Annotated in this window: 23 protein-coding genes; 17 read left to right on the plus strand and 6 right to left on the minus strand. The window is 72.2% G+C overall.

The genetic code is table 11. The annotated features are described in order from the left end of the window. Positions 1–19 precede the first annotated feature (19 nt). Together ACFU53_RS06580 and ACFU53_RS06585 are read right to left on the minus strand one after the other, a co-directional pair. On the minus strand, positions 20–1,048 hold the full coding sequence (locus tag ACFU53_RS06580) for a DUF6745 domain-containing protein (RefSeq protein WP_383986659.1): 1,029 nt from the start codon (positions 1,046–1,048) through the stop codon (positions 20–22). A 72-nt stretch (positions 1,049–1,120) separates the two neighbouring features. After that, positions 1,121–1,447, minus strand: a complete 327-nt coding sequence (locus ACFU53_RS06585) for a hypothetical protein (protein WP_383986662.1) — start codon at positions 1,445–1,447, stop codon at positions 1,121–1,123. A gap of 259 nt (positions 1,448–1,706) precedes the next feature. On the opposite strand from ACFU53_RS06585, the gene ACFU53_RS06590 reads away from it, so the two are divergent. The 6 genes from ACFU53_RS06590 (at position 1,707) to ACFU53_RS06615 (ending at position 7,976) form a co-directional block, all read left to right on the plus strand. Further along, positions 1,707–2,675 (plus strand): STM4015 family protein, encoded by a 969-nt coding sequence (locus ACFU53_RS06590; RefSeq protein WP_383986665.1) that lies wholly within the window; start codon positions 1,707–1,709, stop codon positions 2,673–2,675. Between the two features lie 107 nt (positions 2,676–2,782). Continuing rightward, a complete protein-coding gene (locus ACFU53_RS06595; protein ID WP_383986668.1) occupies positions 2,783–3,958 on the plus strand; it encodes an STM4014 family protein in 1,176 nt (391 codons plus the stop codon). 166 nt (positions 3,959–4,124) lie between these two features. Then, complete coding sequence (locus ACFU53_RS06600; protein WP_383986759.1) at positions 4,125–4,931, plus strand: STM4013/SEN3800 family hydrolase; 807 nt, start codon at positions 4,125–4,127, stop codon at positions 4,929–4,931. After that, positions 4,928–6,274 carry an STM4012 family radical SAM protein gene (locus ACFU53_RS06605; RefSeq protein WP_383986671.1) on the plus strand — a complete coding sequence of 449 codons (1,347 nt, stop codon included), beginning with the start codon at positions 4,928–4,930 and terminating at the stop codon, positions 6,272–6,274. The genes ACFU53_RS06600 and ACFU53_RS06605 overlap by 4 nt, the downstream gene beginning before the upstream one ends. 8 nt (positions 6,275–6,282) lie before the next feature. Then, entirely contained in the window at positions 6,283–7,176 is an 894-nt protein-coding gene (locus ACFU53_RS06610; protein WP_383986673.1) for an STM4011 family radical SAM protein, read from the plus strand. Between the two features lie 50 nt (positions 7,177–7,226). Continuing rightward, the gene (locus ACFU53_RS06615; RefSeq protein ID WP_383986676.1) at positions 7,227–7,976 is read left to right on the plus strand and encodes a thioesterase II family protein; all 750 of its coding nucleotides are present in this window, start codon (positions 7,227–7,229) and stop codon (positions 7,974–7,976) included. Between the two features lie 14 nt (positions 7,977–7,990). On the opposite strand, the gene ACFU53_RS06620 is transcribed toward ACFU53_RS06615, so the two are convergent. After that, positions 7,991–8,704 carry a response regulator gene (locus ACFU53_RS06620; protein WP_383986679.1) on the minus strand — a complete coding sequence of 238 codons (714 nt, stop codon included), beginning with the start codon at positions 8,702–8,704 and terminating at the stop codon, positions 7,991–7,993. Then, entirely contained in the window at positions 8,701–10,446 is a 1,746-nt protein-coding gene (locus tag ACFU53_RS06625; RefSeq protein ID WP_383986682.1) for an ATP-binding protein, read from the minus strand. Before ACFU53_RS06625 ends, ACFU53_RS06620 begins: the two co-directional genes overlap by 4 nt. A gap of 433 nt (positions 10,447–10,879) precedes the next feature. Between ACFU53_RS06625 and ACFU53_RS06630 the strand changes: the two genes are divergently transcribed. From ACFU53_RS06630 to ACFU53_RS06640, 3 genes are read left to right on the plus strand one after another with little or no spacing between them, the layout of a single operon-like run. Continuing rightward, on the plus strand, positions 10,880–11,863 hold the full coding sequence (locus ACFU53_RS06630; protein ID WP_383986762.1) for a Bug family tripartite tricarboxylate transporter substrate binding protein: 984 nt from the start codon (positions 10,880–10,882) through the stop codon (positions 11,861–11,863). After that, positions 11,860–12,405, plus strand: coding sequence for a tripartite tricarboxylate transporter TctB family protein (locus ACFU53_RS06635; protein WP_383986684.1), 546 nt, complete (start codon positions 11,860–11,862; stop codon positions 12,403–12,405). The genes ACFU53_RS06630 and ACFU53_RS06635 overlap by 4 nt, the downstream gene beginning before the upstream one ends. Before the next feature lies 1 nt (position 12,406). Beyond that, positions 12,407–13,915, plus strand: a complete 1,509-nt coding sequence (locus tag ACFU53_RS06640) for a tripartite tricarboxylate transporter permease (RefSeq protein ID WP_383986688.1) — start codon at positions 12,407–12,409, stop codon at positions 13,913–13,915. A 53-nt stretch (positions 13,916–13,968) separates the two neighbouring features. Here ACFU53_RS06640 and ACFU53_RS06645 read toward each other — a convergent pair whose 3' ends face one another. After that, entirely contained in the window at positions 13,969–14,493 is a 525-nt protein-coding gene (locus ACFU53_RS06645; protein ID WP_383986691.1) for a hypothetical protein, read from the minus strand. A gap of 314 nt (positions 14,494–14,807) precedes the next feature. On the opposite strand from ACFU53_RS06645, the gene ACFU53_RS06650 reads away from it, so the two are divergent. Next, positions 14,808–16,730, plus strand: coding sequence for an AMP-dependent synthetase/ligase (locus ACFU53_RS06650; RefSeq protein ID WP_383986694.1), 1,923 nt, complete (start codon positions 14,808–14,810; stop codon positions 16,728–16,730). 294 nt (positions 16,731–17,024) lie between these two features. Further along, positions 17,025–18,272, plus strand: coding sequence for a DUF4032 domain-containing protein (locus tag ACFU53_RS06655; RefSeq protein WP_383986697.1), 1,248 nt, complete (start codon positions 17,025–17,027; stop codon positions 18,270–18,272). A 31-nt stretch (positions 18,273–18,303) separates the two neighbouring features. On the opposite strand, the gene ACFU53_RS06660 is transcribed toward ACFU53_RS06655, so the two are convergent. Further along, a complete protein-coding gene (locus ACFU53_RS06660; protein ID WP_383986700.1) occupies positions 18,304–19,176 on the minus strand; it encodes a universal stress protein in 873 nt (290 codons plus the stop codon). A gap of 59 nt (positions 19,177–19,235) precedes the next feature. Between ACFU53_RS06660 and ACFU53_RS06665 the strand changes: the two genes are divergently transcribed. The 6 genes from ACFU53_RS06665 to ACFU53_RS06690 all read left to right on the plus strand — a co-directional run bounded on the left by ACFU53_RS06665 (position 19,236) and on the right by ACFU53_RS06690 (position 25,724). Beyond that, the gene (locus ACFU53_RS06665; protein ID WP_383986702.1) at positions 19,236–19,592 is read left to right on the plus strand and encodes a VOC family protein; all 357 of its coding nucleotides are present in this window, start codon (positions 19,236–19,238) and stop codon (positions 19,590–19,592) included. 97 nt (positions 19,593–19,689) lie between these two features. Beyond that, positions 19,690–21,366: an FAD-dependent oxidoreductase gene (locus tag ACFU53_RS06670; RefSeq protein ID WP_383986705.1), complete on the plus strand. Its 1,677-nt coding sequence runs from the start codon at positions 19,690–19,692 to the stop codon at positions 21,364–21,366. A 19-nt stretch (positions 21,367–21,385) separates the two neighbouring features. Further along, positions 21,386–22,903 (plus strand): ATP-binding protein, encoded by a 1,518-nt coding sequence (locus tag ACFU53_RS06675; protein WP_383986708.1) that lies wholly within the window; start codon positions 21,386–21,388, stop codon positions 22,901–22,903. Continuing rightward, positions 22,900–23,250 carry a UBP-type zinc finger domain-containing protein gene (locus ACFU53_RS06680; protein WP_383986711.1) on the plus strand — a complete coding sequence of 117 codons (351 nt, stop codon included), beginning with the start codon at positions 22,900–22,902 and terminating at the stop codon, positions 23,248–23,250. Before ACFU53_RS06675 ends, ACFU53_RS06680 begins: the two co-directional genes overlap by 4 nt. Positions 23,251–23,423: 173 nt before the next feature. Then, positions 23,424–24,401 carry a threonine/serine dehydratase gene (locus ACFU53_RS06685; RefSeq protein WP_383986765.1) on the plus strand — a complete coding sequence of 326 codons (978 nt, stop codon included), beginning with the start codon at positions 23,424–23,426 and terminating at the stop codon, positions 24,399–24,401. A 99-nt stretch (positions 24,402–24,500) separates the two neighbouring features. Beyond that, positions 24,501–25,724, plus strand: a complete 1,224-nt coding sequence (locus ACFU53_RS06690) for a 4-hydroxybenzoate 3-monooxygenase (RefSeq protein ID WP_383986714.1) — start codon at positions 24,501–24,503, stop codon at positions 25,722–25,724. Positions 25,725–25,843 lie beyond the last annotated feature (119 nt).

Below are 25,843 nucleotides of genomic sequence, written 5' to 3' on the forward strand. Positions count from 1 at the left end.
TCGGGGGCATCGGCGGGGCTCAGGTCTGCCGCAGCGGCTCGTACGCCTCCGCGTTCAGGCCGAACGTCCAGGCCACTCCCTCCCGGGCCGTGGTCGTCGTGGGCGGCACCCGCAGCCAGTAGGTGCGGCTCGTGCCGTCCGGCTCCGGCGTGGAGTTGACGACCTCCACCATCACCACGTCCTCGTCGCCGGGCAGGGCTGTGCGCCACAGGACACCCGTCTCGTCGCGGTGCACCGGCTTCGCCCCGGACTCCTCCAGGTAGCGGTCGTAACCGTAGAACTCGAGCATCACGCGGCGCAGCTCCGCGTTCTCCTCCTCCCGGATCTCCGCCGCGGTCAACGCGCCCAGCCGGTCGAGGAACGCGCCGGGGACGGGCAGCCCGCGCCAGGCGTGCAGGGCGAATCCGTCGGCGTAGGCGAGCGCGGGCCCGTCGCCTCGGTCCAGCCGGCCCGCTTCGTCGCGGTGCAGTTCCACGGGCCGCTCGGCGACGACCGCGACGTTCTCGTACGGCCACCACCAGCCGGCCGTGCGGGCCACCTCGGCCAGTCCGTCGAGACCTGGGGCGGCGTCGAAGGCGGACAGCCAGGCCGCGTCGTGCTGGCCCAGGACGGCGTCCAAAAGGAGCAGCCGGATGCCGGTCTCCTCCTCGCGGTCGGCGGGGGCCAGGGCCTCGACGATGCCGGTGCGGACGCGGTCGATGAGCGGCCGGGTCGTCTCCCAGAGGTCGGCGCCGGTCGCTCGCCAGTGGTCGCTCCAGCCGGTGGGGCCCAGGCGGGTGTGCAGCCGGGCGCGCTCGGCGGCGACCGGTCTGTTGCGGACGGCGTCGCGGACGCCCGCCCCGGTCGCCGGCAGCGCCTCGCCGCCGTCCTTGGCCGATGCTCCCGACAGCAGGCGTACCGCCTCCAGGGGCGAGCGGGTCCACACGATCCGCTCGGGCTCCCGCAGCCCCGCCCGCCGATGGGCGAGCCGTACGCCCGCCTCGGCCCGCGCCCGGTCGCCCGCTCCGGTGGCCGCCGCCACCGCCCGCCAACTCGCCTGTTCCGTCACGCCGTTCCTCCTGAATCTCGATGCCAGTCCCTGCGGCTGCCGTACGCCACGGCCGCCGCTTTCCTCGTGGGTTCAGTCGGCGACGATCCGCACCGAACCCGGTACGTACTCGCGCTGCCGGATGACCCGGTACCAGCCCTTGGGCAGGGAGATGGCCGCGTGCTCCTCGTGGACGACACGGGCGCCCTCCGGCACGTGCAACAGCATCGGCCCGAACACGCTCGCCTCGCGGACGAGGCGGCCGGGGCCGACCACGGCGTGCGCGTGACCGGTGACCTCGCCGAGGGCGAGGACGAGCCGGCCGCGCCCGTCGCGCGGTTCCGACGCGGCGTCGAGCGCGCTGCCGGGCACCGCGCTCTCCGCCAACGGCGCGATGAGGACGTCTCCTTGCCGGTACATGGGTCTCCCTTCCGTCGGGCACTCGCTGTGCCACGAAAGGACCGTAGAGGCAGCCAGTGACAATCGGCCCGCGCACGGCGGTTCGCCGGTTCGGGCACGACTGTTTATCCACAGGACAGGGGTCCGCCGCACGCGTTGTCAGTCGGGCTTGGTAGAACTCCCGTACCCGGCAGCGCTGTGTGCTCCGGGTGCGCAACGGGCGGACCGTGCACGGACTCGGCTGCCGCCCATGGACATGGAACGAAGGGGCGGGGCGCACATGACCATCGGGAGCCATCTGGAGGAGTTCCACGACCTGCCGGTCCACCGCTTCCCCAAGTCGGTGAAGGGCCCGGACGACGCCGGGCACCTGCCGGCTCCCGAGTCGGTGGCCTGGAGCATCGCCGTGGACTCGTACGACAGCGAGGAGGCGTGGGAGGAGGCGTTCGCCCGGTTCCTGGCCTCTGTCGACACCGCGAAGGTGCGGGCGCTGGTCGTGGGGGCCTGGAGCGACGCGTACGACAACGGCCCCAAGGAGATCATCGAGGCCCTGGTCGCGGCGAAGGACCGGCTGCCCGCGCTGCGCGCGCTGTTTCTCGGTGACATCGTGATGGAGGAGTGCGAGATCTCCTGGATCCACCAGGGCGATGTGGGCCCGCTGCTGACCGCCTTCACGGAGCTGGAGGAGTTCGGTGTCCGTGGCGGCCAGGGGCTCGGCTTCCCGACGGTGCGGCACGAGCGGCTGCGGACGCTGACAGTCGAGACCGGCGGCATGCCCGTCGCCGCGGTCCGGGGCGTCGCGGGCAGCGATCTGCCCGCCCTCGTCGAGCTGGACCTGTGGCTGGGCACATCCGAGTACGGCGGCGACTCCGAGGTCGCCGACCTGGCGCCGATCCTCGCGGGCACCCGGCTGCCGGCCCTCAAGCATCTGGCGCTGCGCAACAGCGAGATACAGGACGACATCTGCGGGGCGCTGGCCTCCGCCCCGGTGGTGGCCCGCCTCGACGTCCTCGACCTGTCGATGGGCGTCCTCACCGACGACGGTGCGACCGCGCTGCTCACGGGCCAGCCGCTCACCCACCTCACCACGCTGGACCTGCACCACAACTACCTCAGCCCGGCGATACGCGACCGCCTCCGGGACTCCCTGGAGGCCGAGGGGGTCCAGGTCGACGTCGACGCCGACGACGCCGAGTCGGACGAGGAGGAGGACGGCACGGTCTGGCGGTTCGTCGCGGTCGGCGAGTGAGCACGTAGGCACTGGCCCACAGGTGAGTGGGCTCGTGGGCGAGCGAGTACCGCGACGGGGCGTACTACGTCGTGGGGCAACGGGGGTTCAAGGTGAGGGGGGTCGGTGTGTCCGGTTGGGGCGGTGCGGCGGGGGCGGGGCCCGGCCCGTACAGGTGGGTGGTCGTCGGGAACGGGGAGAATCGGCGGGTGGGGCTGTTCGTCGCGGCGGCCGAGGCGGCCGGTGTCGGCACGCCGCGTGTCGTCGAGTGGCGGGACGTGCTGCGCGACGGCGGTCACGAGTTCGCCGCCGACGAGGTCGTTCGGCTGGACTCGCCGGGCGAGAACGCCGAGGTGGACCAGTTGCTGCGGGGTGTCGACGATCCGACACGGGTGGAGGGCTCGGCCACCTGGTACACCCGCTTCCTGACCGCCGTGGGCTCGTTGCGGGGCGGGGTGCGACTGGACGATCCGGCGGATCTGCCGGTGCTGTTCGACAAGCGGCGGTGCCACGCCCGGCTCGACGCGGCGGGGGTCCCGGTGCCGCCGTCGCCCACCTCGGGCGACGCACCGCCCGTGCGCGGCTGGGACGACGTACGGGCGGCGATGCGCGAGCACGGCATGCCGCGTGTCTTCGTGAAGCCGGCCCACGGCTCCTCCGCGTCCGGTGTGCTGGCCGTCGAGTCGGCGGCCGGCGGGCGGATCAGGGCCACCACCTCGGTGGAGGTGGCCCCCGACGGACGGCTGCACGCCCCGCCGCGGCTGCACAACTCCCTGCGGGTGCGGCGCTACACGGACGAACGGGAGATCGCCGGGATCGTCGACGCCCTCGCGGCCGACGGTCTGCACATCGAGCGCTGGCTCCCGAAGGCGTCCGCGCACGGCAGGTCCGCCGACCTGCGGGTCCTGGTCGTGGCGGGCCGGGCCACGCACGCGGTCGTGCGCACCAGCCGTTTCCCGATGACCAATCTGCATCTCGGCGGGGCACGGGGCGATCTGACGTCGGTCGTGGACGCGGCGGGCGACCGCTGGAGGCAGGCGCTCGACATCTGCGAGCGGGCCGCCGCCTGCTTCCCGGGCACGCTGTGCGTCGGCGTGGACCTGCTGCCGGCGATCGGCTGGCGCCGGTTCGCCGTGGGCGAGGTCAACGCGTTCGGCGATCTGCTGCCCCGGCTGACCGGGCTGCCCGGCGGCCCGGCGGAGGGCCTGGACACCTACGCGGCGCAGCTCGCGGCGGTGCGGAGCGCGATGCTCCCGGCGCCCTCGCACCACCCCCAGGCAAGGAAAGACCATGCACCCTTCTGACACGGCCGGCACGGCGAACACGGCCGGCACGGCTGACACCGCCGGCACGGCGAACACGGCCCACCGGCCTTCCGAGGCCGCGCGGGCGCCCGACAGGAACGAGGTGAGCGCACCCGACAGGAACAAGGTGGGCGCACCCGGCCGGAACGAGTTGGGCGCACCCGACATGAACGAGGTGGTGGGCCGCGACGACCTGCTGCTGCTCACCCTCGACACCCTGCGGTACGACGTGGCCGTGAAGCTCGCGGCGGAGGGCCGGCTGCCGAATCTGGCCGCCCATCTCCCGGGCGGCGCCTGGGAGGAGCGGCACGCTCCCGGCAGCTTCACCTACGCCTCGCACCAGGCGATGTTCGCGGGTTTCCTGCCGACCCCGGCCGCGCCCGGACCACATCCGCGTCTCTTCGCGGGCCGGTTCGCCGGCAGTGAGACGACCGCGGGGCGCACCTTCGTCTTCGACAGCCCCGACCTGGTGTCGGCGCTCGCCGAGCACGGCTATCGCACGGTGTGCGTCGGCGGTGTCGGCTTCTTCAACAAGCAGGGGGCGCTCGGCAGCGTCCTGCCGGGCCTGTTCCAGGAGAGCCACTGGGAGCCGGAGTTCTCCGTCGCGTCACCGACGTCCTTCGAGTCCCAGGTGGCCCGCGCCGAGCGGGTCGTGGCCGAACTGCCCGCCGAGCAGCGGCTGTTCCTCTTCCTCAACGCGTCGGCGCTGCACCAGCCCAACTGGTTCCATCTGCCGGGCGCCACCCGCGAGGCGGGCGACAGCCTGGTCACGCATGCGGCGGCCCTGGAGTACATCGACCAGCACATCGGGCGGCTCTTCGCCGCGATGAGTTCGCGGCGCCGCTGCTTCGCCGTCGTCTGCTCCGACCACGGGACCACGTACGGCGAGGACGGGTACACCGGGCACCGTCTCGGCCACGAGGCCGTGTGGACCGTCCCCTACAGCCACTTCTTTCTGGAGCCGTCCCCATGACCGCGACTGAGACACTGGTTTCCGTCCGCCCCTATCAGCACTACGTGTACGCCTACCCGCACAAGACGGCGTACCGGAAGCTGTCCGGCGACCCACGGCTCGCGGGCCTGTGGGCCGGGGAGTCCCGGCAGGCGCTGTCGCTGTACGCGCACATACCGTTCTGCGAGGTGCGCTGCGGCTTCTGCAATCTCTTCACCCGGATCGGCGCGCCTGACGGGCTGACCGGCCGCTATCTCGACGCCCTCGAACGGCAGGCGATCGCCGTGCGGGAGGCGCTCGGGGACGCGGAGCCGGTGCGGTTCGCGAACGCCGCGTTCGGCGGTGGCACCCCGACCTATCTGGAGGCCGCCGAGCTGGAGCGGCTGTGCGACATCGCCGAGCGGCACATGGGCGCGGACCTGCGGGCTGTCCCGCTGTCGGTGGAGGCCTCCCCCGCCACGGCGACGGCCGACCGGCTGGCCGTCCTGGCCGAGCGGGGCACCACGCGGCTGAGCCTCGGCGTGCAGACCTTCGTGGCGGAGGAAGCGCGGGCGGCCGTACGACCGCAGCGTCGGTCCGACGTGGAGGCGGCGCTGTCGCGGATCCGCGACACCGGTGTCCCGGTCCTCAACATCGACCTGATCTACGGCATCGACGGGCAGACGGCGGCCAGTTGGCGGCTGTCCCTGGACGCGGCCCTCGCCTGGTGGCCGGAGGAGATCTACCTCTATCCGCTGTACGTCCGGCCGTTGACGGGGCTCGGCCGCGACGCGGACCCGGAGATCGCGGACCGCGACTGGGACGAGGCCCGGCTGTGGCGCTACCGCGAGGGCCGCGACCATCTGCTCGCGCACGGCTACGAGCAGGTCTCCATGCGGATGTTCCGCCGGGTGGACGCGCCGCCGCAGGGCCCGGACGACTACGCCTGTCAGACCGACGGCATGATCGGCCTGGGCTGTGGCGCCCGTTCGTACACGTCGAAGCTGCACTACTCCTTCGACTACGCGGTCGGCATGGGCCAGATCCGCACGATCATCGACGACTACACCGCCACCGAGGACTTCGGCCGGGCCGTGCACGGCCGCGAGGTGGACGAGGACGAGGCGCGGCGTCGCCATCTGCTGCAGTCGCTGCTCCAGGCTCGGGGGCTGCCGGTGGCGGACTACCGACGGCGGTTCGGGTCGGACCCGTACGCGGACTTCGCCGTGGAGCTGGACCTGCTGGCCGCGCGCGGCTGGCTCGCGGAGGCGGGCGCCGGACTGCTGAGGCTCTCCGCCGAGGGGCTGGCCCACTCGGACGCCATCGGTCCCGGCTTCTTCTCCCCCGCCGTACGGGCCGCGATGGCCGCGTACGAGCCGAAGTGACGGCGCCCATGAACCTGACGATCCTCTACCGGGGCCCCCTCGCGTCCTGCGACTACGACTGCCCCTACTGCCCGTTCGCCAAGCGCCGCGACTCGACGGCCCGACTGCGGGCAGACCGCGCGGCCCTGGACCGCTTCACCACCTGGGCACGGGAACAGACCGGCGACCGGCTCTCGGTGCTCTTCACCCCGTGGGGTGAGGGACTGGTGCGATCCTGGTACCGCAAGGCCCTGGTCGACCTCTCCCACGAGCCGCACATCGACCGGGTGGCGATCCAGACGAACCTCAGCTGCCGCACGGAGTGGCTGGCGGAGGCCGACCCGGACACGGTGGCCCTGTGGTGCACGTACCACCCCGGGCAGACCCCGTACGAGCGGTTCCTCGACAAGACCCGCCGACTGGCCGGGACGGGGACCCGCTTCAGCGTGGGGATCGTCGGTCTGCCCGAGCACCTGGAGCACGCCCGCCGGCTGCGCCGGGAGCTGCCGGAACAGGTGTATCTGTGGGTGAACGCCGCCGAGGGGCACACGTACACCGACGAAGAGGCGGCGATGTGGAGCGAGTTGGACCCCCTCTTCCCCTTCAGCCGCCATCCGCACCGCTCGGCGGGCCGCGCCTGCCGTACCGGCTCGACGGTCATATCGGTGGACGGCGAAGGAACCGTGCGGCGCTGTCACTTCGTCAAGGCCGAACTCGGCAACCTCTACGACGGTTCCTTCCGCGCGGCACTCGCGCCCCGCCCCTGCCCACTGGCCGTCTGCGACTGCCACATCGGGTACGTCCACCTCGAAACGCTCCCGCTGTACGACGTCTTCGCGGGCGGCGTCCTGGAACGCGTGCCGACGGTGGAGGCGCGACGCGGACCGCCGCCTGTGCGGGTGCGCCTCGGGCGTAGCCTGTGAGCGACGATGTGTGCGCTGACCCGACCAGGAGCCAGGAAGCGAGTGCGTACATGACCTCAGCGGTCAACAGTGGTGCGTGGATACGTCGTTACCGGCCCGCGCCCGAGGCGGCGGTCCGGCTGGTGTGTCTGCCGCACGCGGGCGGCTCGGCGAGCTACTACCTCCCCATGGCACACGCCCTCGCGCCCGAGGCCGATGTGCTGGCCGCGCAGTACCCGGGGCGGCAGGACCGTTACGCCGAGCCGCCGGCGGCGAGCATCCGCGAGCTGGTCGAGCGGATCGTCGAGGCCGTCACCGGGGACGACGACCGTCCGCTCGCCCTCTTCGGGCACAGCATGGGCGCGGTGGTCGCCCACGAGATGGCGCTCACGCTGGAGGCGGCCGGCCGGGCGCCGGTCCGGCTGTTCGTGTCGGGGCGGCGCGCCCCCTCCACGGACCGGGACGGCAGGGAACTGCACAAGGCGAGCGACGCCGAACTGCTCAAGGCCGTACGTCGGCTGAACGGCACCGACGACCAGGTCTTCGAGGACGAGGAGCTGGTACAGCTCGTGCTGCCGGCACTGCGCGGCGACTACAAGGCTCTGGCGACGTACGAGCCGCGCCCCGGCGACCGGCTGGCCTGCCCGGTCACCGTCCTCACCGGTGACGACGACCCGGTGACCCCGGTGGCGGACGCGCGTGCCTGGGCGGACCACACCGACGGTGCGACCGAGCTGTGCGTGTTCTCCGGCGGCCACTTCTACCTCAACGACCGGGCGGGGGAGGTCGTCGATGTCGTACGGCGGCACCTCGGGCTGTAGACCCGGCCACGCCGTCACACCCGCCAGCTGTACCGCCGCTCCGGCCGCCCGGCCACCCCGTAGCGCAGGGAGACGTCCGCGCTGCCGGTGCCGTGGAAGTACTCCAGGTAGCGGCGGGCACTGACGCGGGAGATGCCGGTGAGGGTGGCGCACTCGGTGGCGGAGAGGTTGCCGTCGGTGCCGCGGAGGGTGCCTTCGATCAGCTCGGCGGTCTCGACGCTCATGCCCTTGGGCAGGGCGCCGGCCGCCGACGCGGGCGCGGCGGCTCCGGCGAGGACACGGTCGACGTCGGCCTGTCCGCGTACGACGGTGGTGAGGAGGCGGCCGCGCTGGGCGGCGTACCGCTGGAGCCGGGAGCGCAGCTCCTCGAACTCGAAGGGTTTGAGGAGGTAGTCGACGACGCCGTGGCGGACCGCGCCGCGCACGCTGTCGGCCTCCCGGGCGGCGCTGATGACCATGACGTCGCAGTCGTGTCCTGCGGTGCGCAGCCGGGGTATGACGTCGAGGCCGAAGCCGTCGGGGAGGTAGAGGTCGAGCAGGACCAGGTCGGGGCGCAGCTCGTCGACGGCCGCGACCGCCTGTTCGCCGGTGCTGGCGACGCCGACGACGCGGAACGGCTCGACGCGTTCGACGAAGGTGCGGTGGACCCGGGCCACCATGAAGTCGTCGTCTACCACGAGCACGTCGATCGTGCCGGGCGGGCTGCTCGTGCCGTTCGTGCCGCTCATGGTGTTGCTCCTTCCGCCACCGCGTCGGCGAGGTGGCTGACGGTCATGCGGGCGGTGAACATGGCACCGTCGGGGGTGTTGGCCACCGAGATCTCACCGCCGTGGCGTTCGCAGACCAGACGGGTGAGGGCCAGGCCGATGCCGCGTTCGCCCTCTCGCGCGGCCTTGGTGGTGAAACCGTGGGAGAAGACCTCGCGGGCGAGTTCGGGGGCCACGCCGGGGCCGGAGTCGCGGACGACGATCTCCACGCTGGAGGCGTCCTGGCGCAGTTCCACCTCGACCCAGGCCTCGCGGCCGTCGGCGCCGCCCCAGGTCTCTGGATCGTCGGGCGCGGTCGTGGTGGCGGCCGCGTCCACGGCGTTGTCGACGAGGTTGCCGACCACGGTGGCCACGTCGGCGGCGTCCTCGGGAGCGAGCCGGTCGAGTGCGGTTCCGTCCGAGATCCGCAGGGTGACCCGGCGTTCGGCGGCGAGGGACGTCTTCGCCGTGAGCAGGGCGGCGACGGCGGTGTCGCGGACGCGGCGGCTGAGGGTGACGTCGAGGGAGTGGCGGTGCCGGCTCAGCGCGCGGATGTAGTGGACGACCTCGTCCTGCTCGCCGATCTGGATGAGCCCGGAGATGGTGTGCAGCTGGTTGGCGAACTCGTGGGCCTGGGCACGCAGCAGTTCGGAGGAGCTGCGGAAGGAACCGATCTCGCGTTCGAGGCGGGCCAGCTCGGTGCGGTCCCGCAGGGTGGTGACGGAACCGAGGTGGCGGCCGTCCTTGGTGACGGTCATCCGGTTCATCACCAGGATCCGGCCCCGGCGTATAACGACCTCGTCGCGCCGGTCGGCCGAGGCGTCCCGGGAGCCGGCGCCTGCCTCACGGGAACCGGCGCCTCCGTCGCGGCGACCGGCCGCGTCCTGACGAGAGCCCGTCCCGCCCTCGCGGACGCCGCCCGGCTCCTGCACCCCGACGAGCACGTCCCGCAGCCTTCCCTCCACGCCGAGGTCGGCCAGGCTCTTGCCGACGCAGTCCTCGGGCAGGTCGAGCAGGCGCCGCCCCATCTCGTTGACGAGGGTGAGCCGGTGGTGGGGGTCCAGGGCGATCACGCCCTCGGCGATGCCGTAGAGCATGGCCTCGCGGTGTTCGGCGAGGCCGGCGATCTCCTGGGGCTCCAGGCCGAGGGTCTGCCGTTTGACGCGCCGGGCGAGCAGCCAGGAGCCGACGAGACCGAGGCCGCTGGCGATGCCGAGGTAGGCGAGGAGGTACGAGGAGGCGCCGCTGAGACGCTGCCACACGGTCGGGGAGGCCTCGCCGATCATCACCGTGCCCAGCAGCCGGCCCAGGTTGTCGTTGGTCGTCGCGCCGAGCACGGGCACCTGGGCGACGAGCTCGCGGCTGCCGTCGAGGGTCAGTGAGCCGGACCAGCCGCGGCCGGCGACGGCGCCCTCGCCGGTGGGCATCGGGTCGCCGATCACGGTGGGGTCGGTGGAGCTGACGATCCGGCCGTCGGCGTCGGCGACGGTGACGGAGGTGACCCCCGACTGGGTCTGGGTGGAGTTCACCAGGGGTGCCAGCGCCTCGTGCGCGACGGGCTGGGCAAGCCGGTCGCGGACCAGGGGGTTGGCGGCGAGCTGCTCGGCGAGCGCGGTGACGCGGCGGCCCTCGACCCGGTTGAACGTCGCCGCCGACTGCGTGAGCGAGACCGCGGCGACCGCCAGGAGCACCACCACGACGATGGCGAGCTGGAGGACCAGCATCTCGCCTGCGAGGGTATGGCGACGGAACACCACGACGGACTCTTCTCTCGTGCCGACGCCACGTCGGGCGTCTCGCTCTTCTCTGGTCCCGACGCCACGTCGGGCGTCTCGCTCTTCTCTGGTCCCGACGCCGTCCCGGGCGTCTCGCTCTTCTCTGGTCCCGACGCCACGTCGGGCGTCCTTCTCTGGTGCCGACGCCACGTCGGGCGTCCGGCGGCTCAGGCGCCGCCTCGTGCGGTGGGTCGCACAATCATGGCGCCCACGTGCGGTCCGGGAAAGAGAGGTGTGGGGGACGTGCTCATACGGTGACAGGGGCCGTGACCACTACGACCACAACCTCCGTTGCTTCCGCAAGTGAGTCAGGCCCGCCCTACGCGGGCACGATGTGGCCCAGGTCACTTTTCCCCTCGACAACCGACAGGTGGTGGCATACGTGCAGCTGCGCACCCCTCTCGCCCTGCTCGGGGCGGCCGTGCTCGTGCTCGTGGGGCCGCCGCTGCTGACGACCGGCAGCGGCGCCGAGACCGGCACGCAGATCCCGGGCCTGCGCTTCATGGTGCCGAACACGCCAGGCGGTGGCTACGACATCACGGCGCGGACGGCCGCGAAGAACGCCGAGGACGCCGGGCTCACCCACAACATCGAGGTGTTCAACCTGCCCGGCGCCGGCGGCACGGTGGGCCTGAGCCGGCTGGTGAGCGAGCACGGCAACGGCAAGCTCGCGATGTCGATGGGGCTCGGCGTCGTGGGCGCCGTCCGCTCCAACGACGCGCCCAAGACCCTCGCCGACACCACGCCGATCGCCCGCCTCACCGAGGAGCAGGACGTCGTGGTGGTCGCCAAGGACTCGCCTTACAAGACGATCGACGAGCTCATCGAGGCGTGGAAGGACGACCCGGGGAAGCTGCCTGTGGGCGGTGGCTCGGCGCCTGGCGGGCCCGACCATCTGGCGCCGATGCTGATGGCGCAGGCCGCCGGGATCGCGCCGAAGGACGTCAACTACATCCCCTTCGACGGCGGCGGTGAGCTGCTCGCCTCGATCCTGGGCAACAAGGTCGCGTTCGGGGTGTCCGGGGTGGGCGAGTACCTGGACCAGATCAAGGCGGGCGAGCTGCGGCTGCTCGCGGTGACGGGCCCGGAGCGGGTGGACGGGCTGGACGCGCCGACCCTCCAAAAGGCGGGTTACGACGTGAACTTCACCAACTGGCGCGGCATCGTCGCCCCGCCCGGCCTCACCGAGGCCGAGCGGGACAAGCTCACCCGGCTGATCGAGGAGCTGCACGACTCGCCGGAGTGGCGGCAGTCGATGAAGCAGAACGGCTGGGACGACGCCTTCCTCACCGGCGACGAGTTCGGCGCGTTCCTGGACGCCCAGGACAAGCGCGTGGTGTCGGTGCTGAAGGAGCTGGGACTGTGACCACGGACACCACCGGCACTCCCCTTCCCCCGGCGCCCGCGGCCGACCGCCGCTCCTGGCTGCGCGACCACTCCGAGCTGGGCGTCTGCGTCCTGTTGCTGGCACTCGGCGTCCTGGTCCTGACCGACGCGCTCACCATGGACGTCGACATCGCGCAGCGCGGTCCCGTCGGCCCGAAGACCGTGCCGATCGTGGTCGGTGTCGGCCTGCTGCTGATCGCCGCCCTGCTCGCCGTGGACGTGCTGCGCGGCGGCCGGGGCCAGGCCGAGGCCGGCGAGGACATCGACCTGTCCGAGCCCGCCGACTGGCGCACGGTGCTGCTGCTCGCCGGGGTGTTCCTCGGCGCGGCCGTCCTGATCGAACCGCTCGGCTTCCCCATAGCGGGCGCCCTGCTCTTCTGGGGCGCGGCCTACGCCCTCGGCAGCCGGCGCCCGGACCGCGATCCGCTCATCGCGGCCGTCATCTCCCTGGTCACGTACGCCGTGTTCAACAACCTGCTCGGGGTGCCGCTGCCCGGCGGACCGCTGATGGGAGTGCTCTGACATGGACGCTTTCAACTCCCTCCTCGACGGTTTCGGTACGGCACTGACCCCGATCAACATCCTGTGGGCCGCGATCGGTGTCCTGCTGGGCACGGCGATCGGCGTGCTGCCCGGCATCGGCCCGGCCATGGCGGTCGCGCTGCTGCTGCCGGTGACGTACGGGCTGAACCCGGTCGGCGCGTTCATCATGTTCGCGGGCATCTACTACGGGGCGATGTTCGGCGGTTCCACCACCTCGATCCTCCTCAACACCCCCGGGGAGAGCGCGGCCGTGGTCGCGGCCATGGAGGGCAACCCGATGGCCAAGTCGGGGCGCGGCGCGCAGGCCCTTGCGGCGGCCGCCATCGGGCATTTCGCGGGTGGCATGGTCGGCACGATCCTGCTGGTGGCGCTCGCGCCGACGGTCGCCGAACTGGCCGTGGACATCGGCGCGCCGGACTACTTCGCGATCATGGTGCTGGCGTTCATCGCCGTGACGTCCGTGCTGGGCTCGTCCCGGATCCGAGGGCTCGCCTCCCTGCTGATCGGTCTGACGATCGGCCTGGTGGGCCTGGACCAGATGACCGGCCAGCAGCGCCTGACCTTCGGTTCCCTCCAGCTCGCCGACGGCATCGACGTCGTGATCGTCGCGGTCGGTCTCTTCGCCATCGGCGAGGCCCTGTGGGTCGCCGCCCATCTGCGGCGCAGTCCGCCCGAGCCGATCCCGGTGGGCAGGCCGTGGCTCGGCCGCTCCGATGTGAAGCGGACCTGGAAGTCATGGGTGCGCGGCCCGTTCATCGGTTTCCCGTTCGGCGCGATCCCGGCAGGCGGCGCCGAGATCCCCACCTTCCTGTCGTACGTCACCGAGAAGCGGCTGTCGAAGCACAAGGACGAGTGGGGCAAGGGTGCCATCGAGGGGGTGGCGGGCCCGGAGTCGGCGGCCTCGGCCTCGGCGGCGGGCACCCTCGTCGCCATGCTGACCCTCGGTCTGCCCACCACGGCGGTCGCGGCGGTCATGCTGGCCGCCTTCCAGCAGTACGGCATCCAGCCCGGCCCCCTGCTCTTCGAACGCGAGCCCGACCTGGTGTGGGGCCTGATCGCCTCGCTCTTCGTCGGCATGGTGCTGCTGCTCGCGCTCAACCTGCCGCTGGCCCCACTGTGGGCGAAGCTGCTGCGGATCCCGAGGCCGTATCTCTACGCGGGGATCCTGTTCTTCGCGGCGGTCGGCGCGTACGCGGTCGGCGGCGAGGTGATCGACCTGGTGATCCTGCTGGTCATCGGCCTGATCGGGTTCGGTATGCGCCGCTACGGACTGCCGGTGCTGCCCGCCGTCATCGGCGTCATCCTCGGCCCCAACGCCGAGCAGCAGCTGCGGCGCGCCCTGCAGATCAGCGACGGCAGCGTCACCGGCCTGGTGAACACGCCGTTCTCGGTGACGGTGTACGTGATCATCGCCGTGCTGCTGGCCTGGCCGCTGCTGAAGCGACTGGTGACCCGGGATCGCGACCGCACGCCCGCCGAGACCGGGTGACACGAGTACTGGTGGGCCACGCCCTGCCGGTCGGGCGAGCCCCGGCACGCCGCTCAGCCGGCGCCCCGCTCCGCCTCCTCGTGCAGGAACGCGCTGATCTGCCCGGCGAGACCCTCCCGGCCCGTGCCGCCCGCCGGGTCGAGGAGGTCCTCGTCGACGCCGATGCCGCCGGACCACAGATACCGCTCGGTCCACTCCTCGTCGGCGCGCAGCTGGACCTGGATGTCGAACTGGGTGAGGTGGGCCTCGGCGGCTGCCGCGTAAAGGACGGAGGTGGCGCGGCGCAGGGGGTAGAGGTCGAAGCCCTCGATGAACCGGGAGTTGCGCCAGTCGAGGAAGGCGCTCTCGCCGTCGGGGCCCACGCGGATGTCGAGCTGGCCGTCCTCCAGGTGGAGGCCGACGTGTTCGGCGCCGCGGTTCTCCACCGTCACCCGGAACCGGAAGTACGTCTGGCCCTCGGCGGCGTCGTCACGACCCCGTGGGGGTTCCGCGCACTCCACTCCGTGGACGCGCACGCGCAGGCCGGCCAGATCGCCGTCGTACTCCTGCCAGTCCCCGATCACGTTGGCCTCGCGCACCGTCCACCTCTCCACATCGGCGGGACACCTCCCGCGTTAGCGCGCACCACAGTGCCACACCCGTCAGACGTCCGGGTTCGGGGCATTACCGCCGGTCAGACGTGATCAAGCCGTGTGCAGCGACGATTCCCGGGAGGGCCCCGCGAAGGAGGTCCCGCACGTGCCGCACATCACGTTCACCGCCCACTGTGCGGATGTGCGGCGGCCGACTTGCCGATTCCCCGGGCGGGCGTCGGCGCCGTACGCTACGTTCGATCACCGCCGGTTACCGCACCATCGGCGAGGTCGCGTGCAGGGAAGGTTCTGAGCGTCGCATGGGCAACTTCGGCATTGCTCCACCGACGGACCCGGTCATGACCGGAGGGCTGGCCGATTCACTCTTCGAGACGGCGAACCGTGATCCCGCCCTGCCGCAGCTGGCGCGCCGCGACCCGGCCTCCCCGGGCACCTGGACACGGGTGAGCGCGGCCGAGACGCGGGACGAAGTGGCCGATCTGGCCAAGGGGTTGATCGCGTCCGGGATCCGGCCGGGCAACCGGGTCGCCGTGATGGCGCGGACCCGGTACGAGTGGACGGTGCTCGCCGTCGCGCTGTGGTCCGTGGGCGCCGAGATCGTGCCGATCTACCCGACGTCGTCGCGCGACCAGATCGAGTGGATCCTGCGGGACGCGGCCTGTGTGGGCGTGGTCGTCGAGGACGAGCTGGGCGTGATGACGGTCGGCTCGGTGTGCGCCAAGCTCCCGCTGCTGCGGCACGTCTGGCAGCTGGACGCCGAGTCCCTGCCGCACCTCGTCGAGGCGGGCCGGGACGTGCCGGACGCGACGGTGGACTCGCTGCGCCGCATCGTCATGCCGGACTCCACGGCGGTGATCGCGTACACCTCCGGCACGACCGGCCGGCCCCGGGGCTGCGCGCTCTCCCACCGCAGCCTCGCCAGCCCCTGCGACGTCCTGCTCGCCGGGTGGCGGCAGACCGCGGCGGCGCCCGGTGAACAGCCGGCGATCCTCGCCTTCCTGCCGTTCTCGCACGTCTACGGCCTCATGATTCAGGGGATGTGTCTGCGCGGCGGACTGCTTCTCGCGCACGAGCCGGAGTTGACCGAGGAGGCGCTGTCCGCCGCGCTCCGGTCGTTCCGGCCGACGTTCCTCTTCGGTGTCCCCTACCTCTTCGAGAAGATCTACAAGAACTTCCTGCGCAAGGCCCAACAGGCGGGCCGGGGGCCGCTGTTCGAGCGCGCGGTGCGTACCGCCCAGGGCTACGCCCTCGCCGCCGAGCGGCAGCGGCTGGACACGGGCCCCGGCCCCGCCATGGACCTGAAGCTGCAACACGCCTTCTACGAGAAGACGGTGTACCGCAAGCTGCGCGCGGCCCTCGGCGGCCGGGTGCGCGGCGGCTGTTCCGGCGGCTCCCCCCTCAACCGCGACCTCACGCTCTTCTACGCCGGCATCGGCATCCTCGTCCACGACGGGTACGGCCTCACCGAGACCGCCGGGGGCATCACCGCCCAGCCGGTGGGCCGGGAGAAGTTCGGCACCGTGGGCCGTCCGGTGCCGGGCACGGAGATCCGGGTGGCGCGGGACGGGGAGATCCTGGTCAACGGGCCGTCGGTGTTCCAGGGGTACGTCAACGACGAGGCGGGCACCCGGGCCGCGCTCCAGGACGGCTGGCTGGCCACGGGGGACATCGGGCGGCTGGACAACGAGGGGTATCTGTCGATCACCGGCCGCAAGAAGGAGATCATCATCACGAGCGGGGGCAAGGGCGTCGCCCCGGCACCGCTGGAGGAGCAGCTGCGGACGCATCCGCTGATCCATCAGGCGGTGGTCGTGGGCGACAACCGGCCCTGCGTGGGTGCCCTGATCACGCTGGACCCGGAGTTCCTCGCGCACTGGCGGGGGTCGCTGTCCGCGCCGGGTGAGCTGCTGGGCCGGGAGGCGCGGGAGGAGAACGCGCTGCGGCAGGAGGTGGTGCGGGCGATCGCCGCGGCCAACAGCACGGTGTCGCGCTCGGAGTCGATCCGCGTCTACCGCATCCTGTCCGAGCCCTTCGACCTCGCCAACGGCATGCTCACCCCGTCGATGAAGCTGCGCCGGGACACCATCGTGCAGCGGTACGAGGCCGAGATCGAGGCGATGTACGCGACGTCCGCGAGGGCCGCCCGCCGCACCGCGTCGGAGGAGATCGCGAGCTGGGACGACTCGGACTCCGACGACGTGTTCCGCCGCATCCGGCACTGACGACGCGCAGCGGGTCCGTCCGGGCGAACGACGACTCGTTCCTCCTCCCCGAGGTCGAGGTGGACACGACGTTCGCGACCGGCTGCTGTGCCCGGGCGTGGGGCTTGGAACGTGCGGTCCGCGCTCCGGCGGCCGAAGGAGGAGCCGACGGCGCCGGTTCCCGCCTGACCACGGGTCGGGCCGTTGTTGACGAAACGGTCCTCCAAATGCGGAGATGCTCCAGGCAGAGGCGGGAGACCGCCCGCCCGCGAGCACTCCGCACCACCGTGAGACGAAGGCAGAGGACTAGGACCCATGGCACTGCAGATCAGCGCCACCAACCCGGAACACCCCGCGCTGCTGCTCGAACTGCCGTGGCACGTGCCGCTGGAGGAGTGGCCCGAACACCACCTCGTGCCGCTCCCCCGCGGTATCTCCCGCCACGTGGTGCGCTACGCCCGCGCCGGCGACGAGGTCGTCGCCGTCAAGGAACTCGCCGAGCGGCCCGCCCTGCGCGAGTACGAGCTGCTGCGCGACCTGGACCGGCTCGGCATCCCCGCCGTGGACGCCCTCGGTGTGGTCACCGGCCGCACCGACGACGCGGGCGAGCCCCTGGAGTCCGTGCTGATCACCCGGCACCTGGGCGGCTCGATGCCGTACCGCTCGATGTTCGAGACGACCATGCGCCCGGCCACCATGCACCGCCTGATGGACGCCCTCGCCGTCCTGCTGGTCCGGCTGCACCTCGCCGGGTTCGCGTGGGGCGACTGCTCGCTGTCCAACACGCTGTTCCGGCGGGACGCGGGCGCGTACGCCGCGTATCTGGTGGACGCCGAGACGGGCGACCTGCATCCACAGCTGAGCAGCGGGCAGCGCGAATACGACCTCGATCTCGCCCGAGTGAACATCAGCGGCGAACTGCTGGACCTGGAGGCGTCCGGGGCGCTGCACCCCTCGGTGGACCCGATCGAGTTCGGCAACGAGATCTGCTCCCGCTACCACAAACTGTGGGAGGAGCTGACGCGCAGGTCGGTGTACCCGGCCGGGAAGTACCACTACATCGAGCGCCGGATCCGCCGGCTCAACGAACTCGGTTTCGACGTCGCCGAGATGCAGATCGAGCACGCCGACAACGGCGACACGGTGACCTTCGTGCCCAAGGTCGTCGACGCGGGGCACCACCAGCGGCAGCTGCTGCGGCTGACCGGTCTGGACACCGAGGAGAACCAGGCCCGGCGGCTCCTGAACGACCTGGAGAGCTGGATGGCCACCCAGGACGACTACGCCCCGGGCGACCCCCTCGGCGCCCGCCCCGAGGTGCTGGCCCACCGCTGGGTGCGGGAGGTGTTCCGCCCGACCGTGCGGGCCGTCCCGCTCGAACTGCGCGGCTCGGTGGACGCGGCGGAGATCTACCACCAGCTCCTCGAACACCGCTGGTACCTGTCCGAGCGTGCCCAGCACGACATCGGCCTGGGCACGGCCGTGAAGGACTACATCGACAACGTCCTGCCGAAGACGCTGGCCCTGCTGCCGCCGTCGGTGGACGACGTCACCCCCATGTGACCCGCCGGGCCGGGGCCACCGGCCCGGGGCGTCACTTGTGCGGGACCACGGCCACCGGGCAGTGCGCGTGGTGCAGGACGCCGTGGGCCACCGAGCCGATACGGGCGCCGACGGCCGTACGGCGGGCGCGGCGCCCGACCACCATCAGCTGGGCCCGCTGCGCCACGGACAGCAGCACCTGCCCGGCGCTGCCCATCTCCACGTGCTGGGTGACCGGCACCTCGGGGAACCTCTCCCGCCACGGCTCCAGCGCGGCGGCCAGCGCCTTCTTCTCGTACGGTTCCAGCCCACCGGCCTCGTCGAGGAGCTTCAGCGAGCCCGGGCTGTACGCGTACAGCGGCGGCAGCGCCCACGCCCGGACCACGCGCAGGGACGCCCCTCGGGCCGCCGCCGTCTCGAACGCGAACCGCAGGACGTCGGCGCTGTCCTCCGGTGTGCCCTGCTGGCCCACGACGACCTCGCGCCCGGCCGCCTCGGCGGCGGGGCTGTCCTCGGCGCGGACGAGCACGACGGGGCGCGGCGACTCGACGATCACCTGCTGCCCGACGGAGCCCAGCAGGAAGCCGACCACCGCGCCGTGCCCGCGCGAGCCGAGCACCAGCGTCTCGGCGTGCTCGGCGGCCCCGACCAGCAGGTCGACGGGCGGGCCCTCGACCAGGTCCGTCGTCACCGCCAGCTGCGGGTGCCGCTCGGACACGCCCCGCGCCGCCTCCGCGAGCGCCTCCCGGGCCCACTGCTCCTGTCCGTCCCGGTCCACCGTGATCGCCTCGTGCGGCTCCCACCGCCACGCGTGCACCACCCGCAGCGCCAGGCCCCGGCGTACGGCCTCCCGGCCCGCCCACGCCAGCGCGGCGAGGCTCTCGGACGTACCGTCCACTGCGGCGGTGATCGGGCCCGTCGTCATCGGCCACCTCTCTGTGTCACATCACTGCTTGCGGGCCCAGTCTTCACTACCCTCGGCGCATGACCTTGGAGTGGGAGCAGATCGTGGTGGACTCGGCGGACCCCGTGGCCCTGGGGCGCTGGTGGGCCGCGGCGCTCGGGTGGGTGGTGGTCGACGACTCCCCCGAGGAGTACGAGATCCGTCCGGCCCCGGACCGCCTTCCCGGCCTTCTGTTCGGGCTCGCCCCGGACGCCAAGACCGTCAAGAACCGCCTGCACCTCGACTTCCGCCCCGTCGACCAGGAGGCGGAGGTCACCCGCCTCCTCGCCCTCGGGGCCCGGCACGCGGACGTCGGGCAGAGTGGTGACGAACCGTGGGTCGTGCTCGCGGACCCGGAGGGCAACGAGTTCTGCGTACTGGCGGCGCGCAAGAGCTGAGGCCTCCGCCAGGGCCCCGGGCCTGCGGCCCTCCGGAAACCGAGCGAACCCGGACGGTCGAACATACGATGGGCCCATTGGCTCGGGGTGGAGGCGTATGACTCAGGCTGTCGGTGCGACGCGGAACGTGATCCTCACCGTGGATGACGATCCGGGGGTGTCCCGCGCGGTGGCCCGGGACCTGCGGCGCAGGTACGGCGAGTCGTATCGGATCGTGCGGGCGGAGTCCGGGCAGGCGGCGCTGGAGGCCCTGCGGGAGCTGAAACTGCGCGGGGACCAGGTGGCGGTGATCCTGGCCGACTACCGGATGCCGCAGATGAACGGCATCGAGTTCCTGGAACAGGCTCTTGACGTCTATCCGGGGGCGCGGCGGGTCCTGCTCACCGCGTACGCCGACACCAGCGCGGCGATCGACGCGATCAACGTCATCGACCTCGACCACTATCTGCTGAAGCCGTGGGACCCGCCGGAGGAGAAGCTCTATCCGGTCCTGGACGACCTGCTGCAGGCCTGGCGGGCCGCCGACCGCGCCTGTGTGGGCACGACGAAGGTGGTCGGGCACCGGTGGTCGGCACGGTCGTCGGGCGTACGGGAGTTCCTGGCGCGCAACCAGGTGCCGTACCGCTGGTACTCGTCGGACGAGCCGGAGGGGCGGCGGCTGCTCGCGGCGGCCGGTGCGGACGGGGAACGGCTGCCGCTGGTCGTCACCCCGGACGGTACGCCGCTGGTCGCGCCGGAGGACCCGGAGCTGGCCGAGCGGGTGGGACTGGCGACGACGCCGGCCCAGGACTTCTACGACCTGGTCGTCATCGGCGGCGGACCGGCCGGGCTCGGCGCGGCCGTGTACGGGGCGTCGGAGGGGCTGCGGACGCTGCTCGTCGAGCGGTCGGCGACGGGCGGGCAGGCGGGCCAGAGTTCGCGGATCGAGAACTACCTCGGGTTCCCCGACGGGGTGTCGGGCGGCCAGCTCACCGGCCGGGCCCGCCGCCAGGCCGCCAAGTTCGGGGCGGAGATCCTGACCGCGCGCGAGGTGAGCGGCCTGGAGGTGAACGGGGCGGCGCGGACCATCCGCTTCTCCGACGGTTCGGCGGTCGCCGCGCACAGCGTGATCCTCGCGACCGGCGTGTCCTACCGGCAGCTCACCGCGCCGGGCTGCGCGGACCTCACCGGCTGCGGCGTGTTCTACGGCTCCGCGCTGACCGAGGCCTCCGGCTGCCAGGGGCACGACGTGTACATCGTGGGCGGCGCCAACTCGGCCGGGCAGGCCGCGATGTACCTGTCCCGCGGCGCCAAGTCGGTCACCCTCCTCGTACGCGGCGACTCGCTCACCGCGTCCATGTCGCACTATCTGATCCAGCAACTCGGCGAGGCGCCGAACATCTTCGTGCGCACCGGCACGGTCGTGGAGGCCGCGCACGGCACGAACCAGCTGGAGCAGCTGACGCTCAAGGACATGGCGAGCGGGCGCGAGGAACTGGTCGACGCGCAGTGGCTGTTCGTGTTCATCGGCGCCGAGCCGCACACCGACTGGCTGGAGGGGACCGTGCTCCGCGACGAGCGCGGGTTCATCGTGGCCGGACCCGACATGACCCCTGACGGGGGTCCGCCGCCGGGCTGGGAGCTGGACCGGCCGCCGTACCACCTGGAGACCAATGTGCCCGGTGTGTTCGTCGCCGGGGACGCGCGGTCGGAGTCCGCGAAGCGGGTCGCGTCCGCGGTGGGAGAGGGAGCGATGGCCGTGATGCTGGTGCACAGGTATCTGGAGCAGTCATGAGAACCGTACGGGCGTCGTCGTGACCGGGCAGCCGTCGGCGTGCGACCGGGCCGAGCTGGGCAGGCTGTTCCTGTTCGAGAAGCTGGACTCCGACCAACTGGACCGGCTGTGCCGTGAGGGCCGGGTGGAGCGGTTCGAACCCGGCCATGTCTACCGGGAAGGCGAGCCGGCCACCTGCTTCTTCGTGCTCCTCGAAGGCACGGTCGTGCTGTCGCGGCAGGTCGGCGACGACGACGTGGAGGTCAGCCGCAGCTCCCAGGTCGGGGTGTACGCGGGTGCCTTCCAGGCGTATCTCGGCGACCAGGCGGACCAGGCCCGCTACAAGGGTTCCATGCGGGTCACCGTCCCCTCGCGGTTCTTCATCCTGCCCGCGGCCTCTTTCGCCCGGATCATGCGCGACTGGTTCCCCATGGCCGTCCACCTGCTGGAAGGCCTGTTCTTCGGCAACCAGAACACCCAGCGCACGATCGGCCAGCGCGAACGTCTGCTGGCGCTCGGCTCGCTCTCCGCCGGCCTCACGCACGAGCTGAACAACCCCGCCGCGGCGGCCGTACGGGCCACCTCGGCGCTGCGGGAGCGGGTGGCCGGGATGCGGCACAAGCTCGGGGTCATCGCCGCCGGGCCCTACAAGCGGGCCCTGCTGGAGTCGCTGGTCGATCTTCAGGAGCGGACGGCGGAGCAGGTCGCCAAGGCGACCCCGCTCAGTCCGCTGGATGCCTCCGACCGGGAGGACGAGCTGACGGACTGGCTCGACGACCACGGCATCGCGGGCGGCTGGGAGCTCGCGCCGAACTTCGTACAGGCCGGACTCGACACCGACTGGCTGGACCAGGTCGCGGCCGCCGTGGACGAGCACACCCTCGAAGGGGCGGTCCGCTGGCTCAACTACACCGTCGAGACCGAGCTGTTGATGAACGAGATCGAGGACTCCACGACCCGGATCACCCAGCTCGTCGACGCGGCGAAGCAGTACTCGCAGCTCGACCGCGCGCCCTACCAGAACGCCGATGTCCACGAACTCCTCGACAGCACGCTGCTGATGCTGTCCGGGAAGATCGGCGAGCGGATCGAGGTGGTGAAGGAGTACGACCGCACGGTTCCGCGCATCCCCGCCTATCCGGGTGAGTTGAACCAGGTGTGGACGAACCTGATCGACAACGCGGTCGCCGCGATCAACGACACGGGCGGCGCGGGCACGCTGACGGTACGTACCGCGCTCGACCACCGTGACCAGGTGCTCGTCGAGTTCCGTGACACGGGCCCCGGCATCCCGGCGGACATCCGGGGCCGGATCTTCGACCCGTTCTTCACCACCAAGGCGTTCGGGCAGGGCACCGGGCTCGGCCTCGACATCTCCTGGCGCATCGTCGTCAACAAGCACCACGGCCACATCGAGGTCCGGTCCCGGCCCGGCGACACCCGCTTCCAGGTCTTCCTGCCCCTGACCGCGCCCGCGGCCGACCTGGACCTCACGCTCGCCGACGCCCCCGACGACGGCCTGAACCACGAACCCCACGCGCCCCAGGAGACGTCATGACCCTGCCCGCCGGAATCGACCCCGCCGTCCCGCCGAGCGGCGACGGATGCGTGGAGTGCGACGCGGACGGCGGCTGGTGGTTCCACCTCCGGCGCTGCGCCCAGTGCGGCCACATCGGCTGCTGCGACTCCTCCCCGGCGCAGCACGCCACGACCCACGCGGGAGCCACCGGGCACCCCTTCGTGCAGAGTTACGAGCCCGGCGAGTCCTGGTTCTGGAACTACGAGACCTCCGAGATGTACGAGTCCGGTCCCGACCTCGCCCAGCCACTCAACCACCCTGCCGACCAGGCGACGCCAGGGCCTGCGGGCCGCGTACCGGCGAACTGGACCGAGCTCCTGCGGTGACCCCGGGGGCGCTGCCCCCGGGGATGGGACGGGTAGGGGCGGCGGGGGCGGCGGGGGCGGCGGGGGCGGAAATACTCTGCTTGACGTCAGGGCTCCGGTCGATCAAGGTCAGAAGGACAGGGGCGCCCGGAGCAGCCGATCGTCGCCGGAACATCGTGAACGGGGTGGACGTGTTGATCGGGATCTCCGATATCCGGGACGCGGCCGAGCGGATCGCAGAGCATGTCGTGCGGACGCCGACGGTGCCGAGCCCGGGGCTGTCCGCGCTCCTCGGTGTCCCGGTCACCACGAAGCTGGAGCTGTTGCAGCGGACCGGCTCCTTCAAGGTGCGCGGCGCGACGGCGAAGCTGCTGGCGCTGACGGACGCCGAGCGGGCGGCCGGGGTATTGGCGGTCAGTGGCGGTAACCATGGGATCGCGCTGGCGCACATGGCGGCCGCGCTGCACATCAAGGCGACCGTGGTGATGTCCCGGTCCGCGCCCAAGCGGGCCGTCGACCTCGTCGAGGCGGCCGGGGCCTCGCTGCGGCTCACCGACGGGATGGCGGAGGCGTTCGCGCTGACCGGGCAGCTGCGGTCGGAGGGGCTCACTCTCGTCCACCCGTTCGACGACCCGTTGGTGATCGCCGGTCAGGGCACCGTCGGCCTGGAGTTCGCCGAGGCCATCGAGGGGACGGAGGAGGCCGGTGCGCTCACCGACGTGCTCGTCAGCATCGGTGGTGGCGGCCTCATCGCCGGCGTCGCGGCAGCCTTCGAGGCCCTCCGCCCGGATGTCCGCGTCTGGGGCGTGGAGACCGTCGGTGCCACGGCCATGACGGAGGCGGTGGCGGCGGGCGGCCCCGTGACGGTCCCCCTCTCCTCCGTCGTCACCACGCTCAGCGCACCCGCCGCCTCCCAGCTCACCTACGACCATGTGGCCGCCCTGGTCGAGGATGTCCTCGTGGTCTCCGACGCCGAGGCGGTGCAAGGCGTCCTCGACTTCGCCGAGCACGCCAAGGTGTGGACGGAGCCCGCCGCCGGGTGCCTGCTGCCCGCGGCCCGGCAGGTGCTCGAACGCGTCGGCGACGGCGCCCGGCTGGGCCTCGTGGTCTGCGGCGGCAACGCGACCACGGCCGACATCACGGACTGGGCGCGGCAATTCGGGCTGCGGTGACTCCGGCCCCCGCAGCCGCCCCAGCCACCCGGAGTCCTCAACCGCCCTGCCCTGCACGTCACTTGGAGTCACTCACACGGCACCCGGCATAATGCTCGAATGACCGCCCCCACCTCCCCCTCGGGCTCGTCCTCGGCCGAGCGCACCCCCGTCGTCATCGTCGGCGCCGGACCCGCCGGGCTGACCGTCGGAAACATCCTGCGGGCCGCCTCCGTGGACTGTGTGGTGCTGGAGACCGAGAGCCGGGACTTCATCGAGCAGCGGCCTCGGGCCGGGTTCCTGGAGGAGTGGGCGGTACGTGCGCTGGAGCGGCGCGGGTTGGCGGACCGGCTCGTGGAACGGGCGTCGGTACACACGGAGTTCGAGTTCCGCTTCGCCGGTGAGCGACAGCGGTTCCCGTACACGGAGATCACCGGGCACCACCACTACGTGTATCCGCAGCCGCTGCTCGTGACGGATCTGGTCAGGGAGTACGCGGATGTCCGGGGCGGCGACATCCGCTTCGGCGTACGCGATGTCGAGCTGCACGACATCGACAGCGCGCAGCCGTCCGTGTCCTACGTGGTTCCGGCGACCGGCGAACGACGGGTCCTCCATTGCGAGTTCGTCGCCGGCTGCGACGGCGCGCGCGGTGTCACTCGGACCGCGTTGCCGACGGAGCACACCACGATCGCGCGGCACGACCACGGGGTCGGTTGGCTGGCACTGCTCGCCGAGGCGCCGCCGTCGTCCGACTGCGTCATCCTCGGTGTGCATCCCCGTGGCTTCGCCGGGCACATGGCGCGCGGCCCCGAGGTCACCCGCTACTACCTGCAGGTCCCGGCCGGCGACGACCCGGCGAACTGGCCGGACGAGCGGGTCTGGTCCGAACTGCACACCCGCCTGGCCGTGCCCGGCACCCGGCCGCTCACGGAGGGCCCGCTGGTCGAGAAGCGGGTGCTCGACATGCACAACTACGTCACCGAGCCGATGACGTACGGCCGCCTCCACCTCGCGGGCGACTCGGCCCACGTCGTCGCGCCGATCGCCGCGAAGGGCATGAACCTCGCGCTGCACGACTCCCTGCTCCTCGCGGACGCCCTGATCGCATACCTGGGCAAGGGTGACGACAGCGGGCTGCGCGGCTACTCGGAGGCCTGTCTGCGCCGGGCCTGGCACTACCAGGAGTTCTCGCAGTGGCTCGCGGAGCTGCTGCACGGGCCGTCGTCCGGCGACGCGTTCCGGGCGGGCGCCGCGACCGCCCGGCTCCGCCGTATCCTCGCCTCCCCCGCCGCCGCGTCCACCTTCGCGGAGCTGTTCATCGGCAAGGACACCGATCACTGAGCACTGAAGAGCCCCTCTGCTCGGGCCCTGAACCGACGGCAGCCGGCCAGGGCCAGGGGGCACAGGGCCAGGGGGCACAGGACCAGGGGGCACAGGACCCGGCGCCTGGTCAGGCCCAG

This window comes from Streptomyces sp. NPDC057474 (genome assembly GCF_042802555.1).
Taxonomy (GTDB): domain Bacteria; phylum Actinomycetota; class Actinomycetes; order Streptomycetales; family Streptomycetaceae; genus Streptomyces.

Excerpts from the sequence above, each read along its gene's own strand:
- ACFU53_RS06585 (WP_383986662.1), bottom strand. The coding sequence starts at position 1,447 with ATGTACCGGCAAGGAGACGTCCTCATCGCGCCGTTGGCGGAGAGCGCG.
- ACFU53_RS06590 (WP_383986665.1), top strand. The coding sequence starts at position 1,707 with ATGACCATCGGGAGCCATCTGGAGGAGTTCCACGACCTGCCGGTCCAC.
- ACFU53_RS06600 (WP_383986759.1), top strand. The coding sequence starts at position 4,125 with ATGAACGAGGTGGTGGGCCGCGACGACCTGCTGCTGCTCACCCTCGAC.
- ACFU53_RS06605 (WP_383986671.1), top strand. The coding sequence starts at position 4,928 with ATGACCGCGACTGAGACACTGGTTTCCGTCCGCCCCTATCAGCACTAC.
- ACFU53_RS06610 (WP_383986673.1), top strand. The coding sequence starts at position 6,283 with ATGAACCTGACGATCCTCTACCGGGGCCCCCTCGCGTCCTGCGACTAC.
- ACFU53_RS06615 (WP_383986676.1), top strand. The coding sequence starts at position 7,227 with ATGACCTCAGCGGTCAACAGTGGTGCGTGGATACGTCGTTACCGGCCC.
- ACFU53_RS06620 (WP_383986679.1), bottom strand. The coding sequence starts at position 8,704 with ATGAGCGGCACGAACGGCACGAGCAGCCCGCCCGGCACGATCGACGTG.
- ACFU53_RS06625 (WP_383986682.1), bottom strand. The coding sequence starts at position 10,446 with ATGCTGGTCCTCCAGCTCGCCATCGTCGTGGTGGTGCTCCTGGCGGTC.
- ACFU53_RS06640 (WP_383986688.1), top strand. The coding sequence starts at position 12,407 with ATGGACGCTTTCAACTCCCTCCTCGACGGTTTCGGTACGGCACTGACC.
- ACFU53_RS06650 (WP_383986694.1), top strand. The coding sequence starts at position 14,808 with ATGGGCAACTTCGGCATTGCTCCACCGACGGACCCGGTCATGACCGGA.
- ACFU53_RS06655 (WP_383986697.1), top strand. The coding sequence starts at position 17,025 with ATGGCACTGCAGATCAGCGCCACCAACCCGGAACACCCCGCGCTGCTG.
- ACFU53_RS06660 (WP_383986700.1), bottom strand. The coding sequence starts at position 19,176 with ATGACGACGGGCCCGATCACCGCCGCAGTGGACGGTACGTCCGAGAGC.
- ACFU53_RS06665 (WP_383986702.1), top strand. The coding sequence starts at position 19,236 with ATGACCTTGGAGTGGGAGCAGATCGTGGTGGACTCGGCGGACCCCGTG.
- ACFU53_RS06670 (WP_383986705.1), top strand. The coding sequence starts at position 19,690 with ATGACTCAGGCTGTCGGTGCGACGCGGAACGTGATCCTCACCGTGGAT.
- ACFU53_RS06680 (WP_383986711.1), top strand. The coding sequence starts at position 22,900 with ATGACCCTGCCCGCCGGAATCGACCCCGCCGTCCCGCCGAGCGGCGAC.
- ACFU53_RS06690 (WP_383986714.1), top strand. The coding sequence starts at position 24,501 with ATGACCGCCCCCACCTCCCCCTCGGGCTCGTCCTCGGCCGAGCGCACC.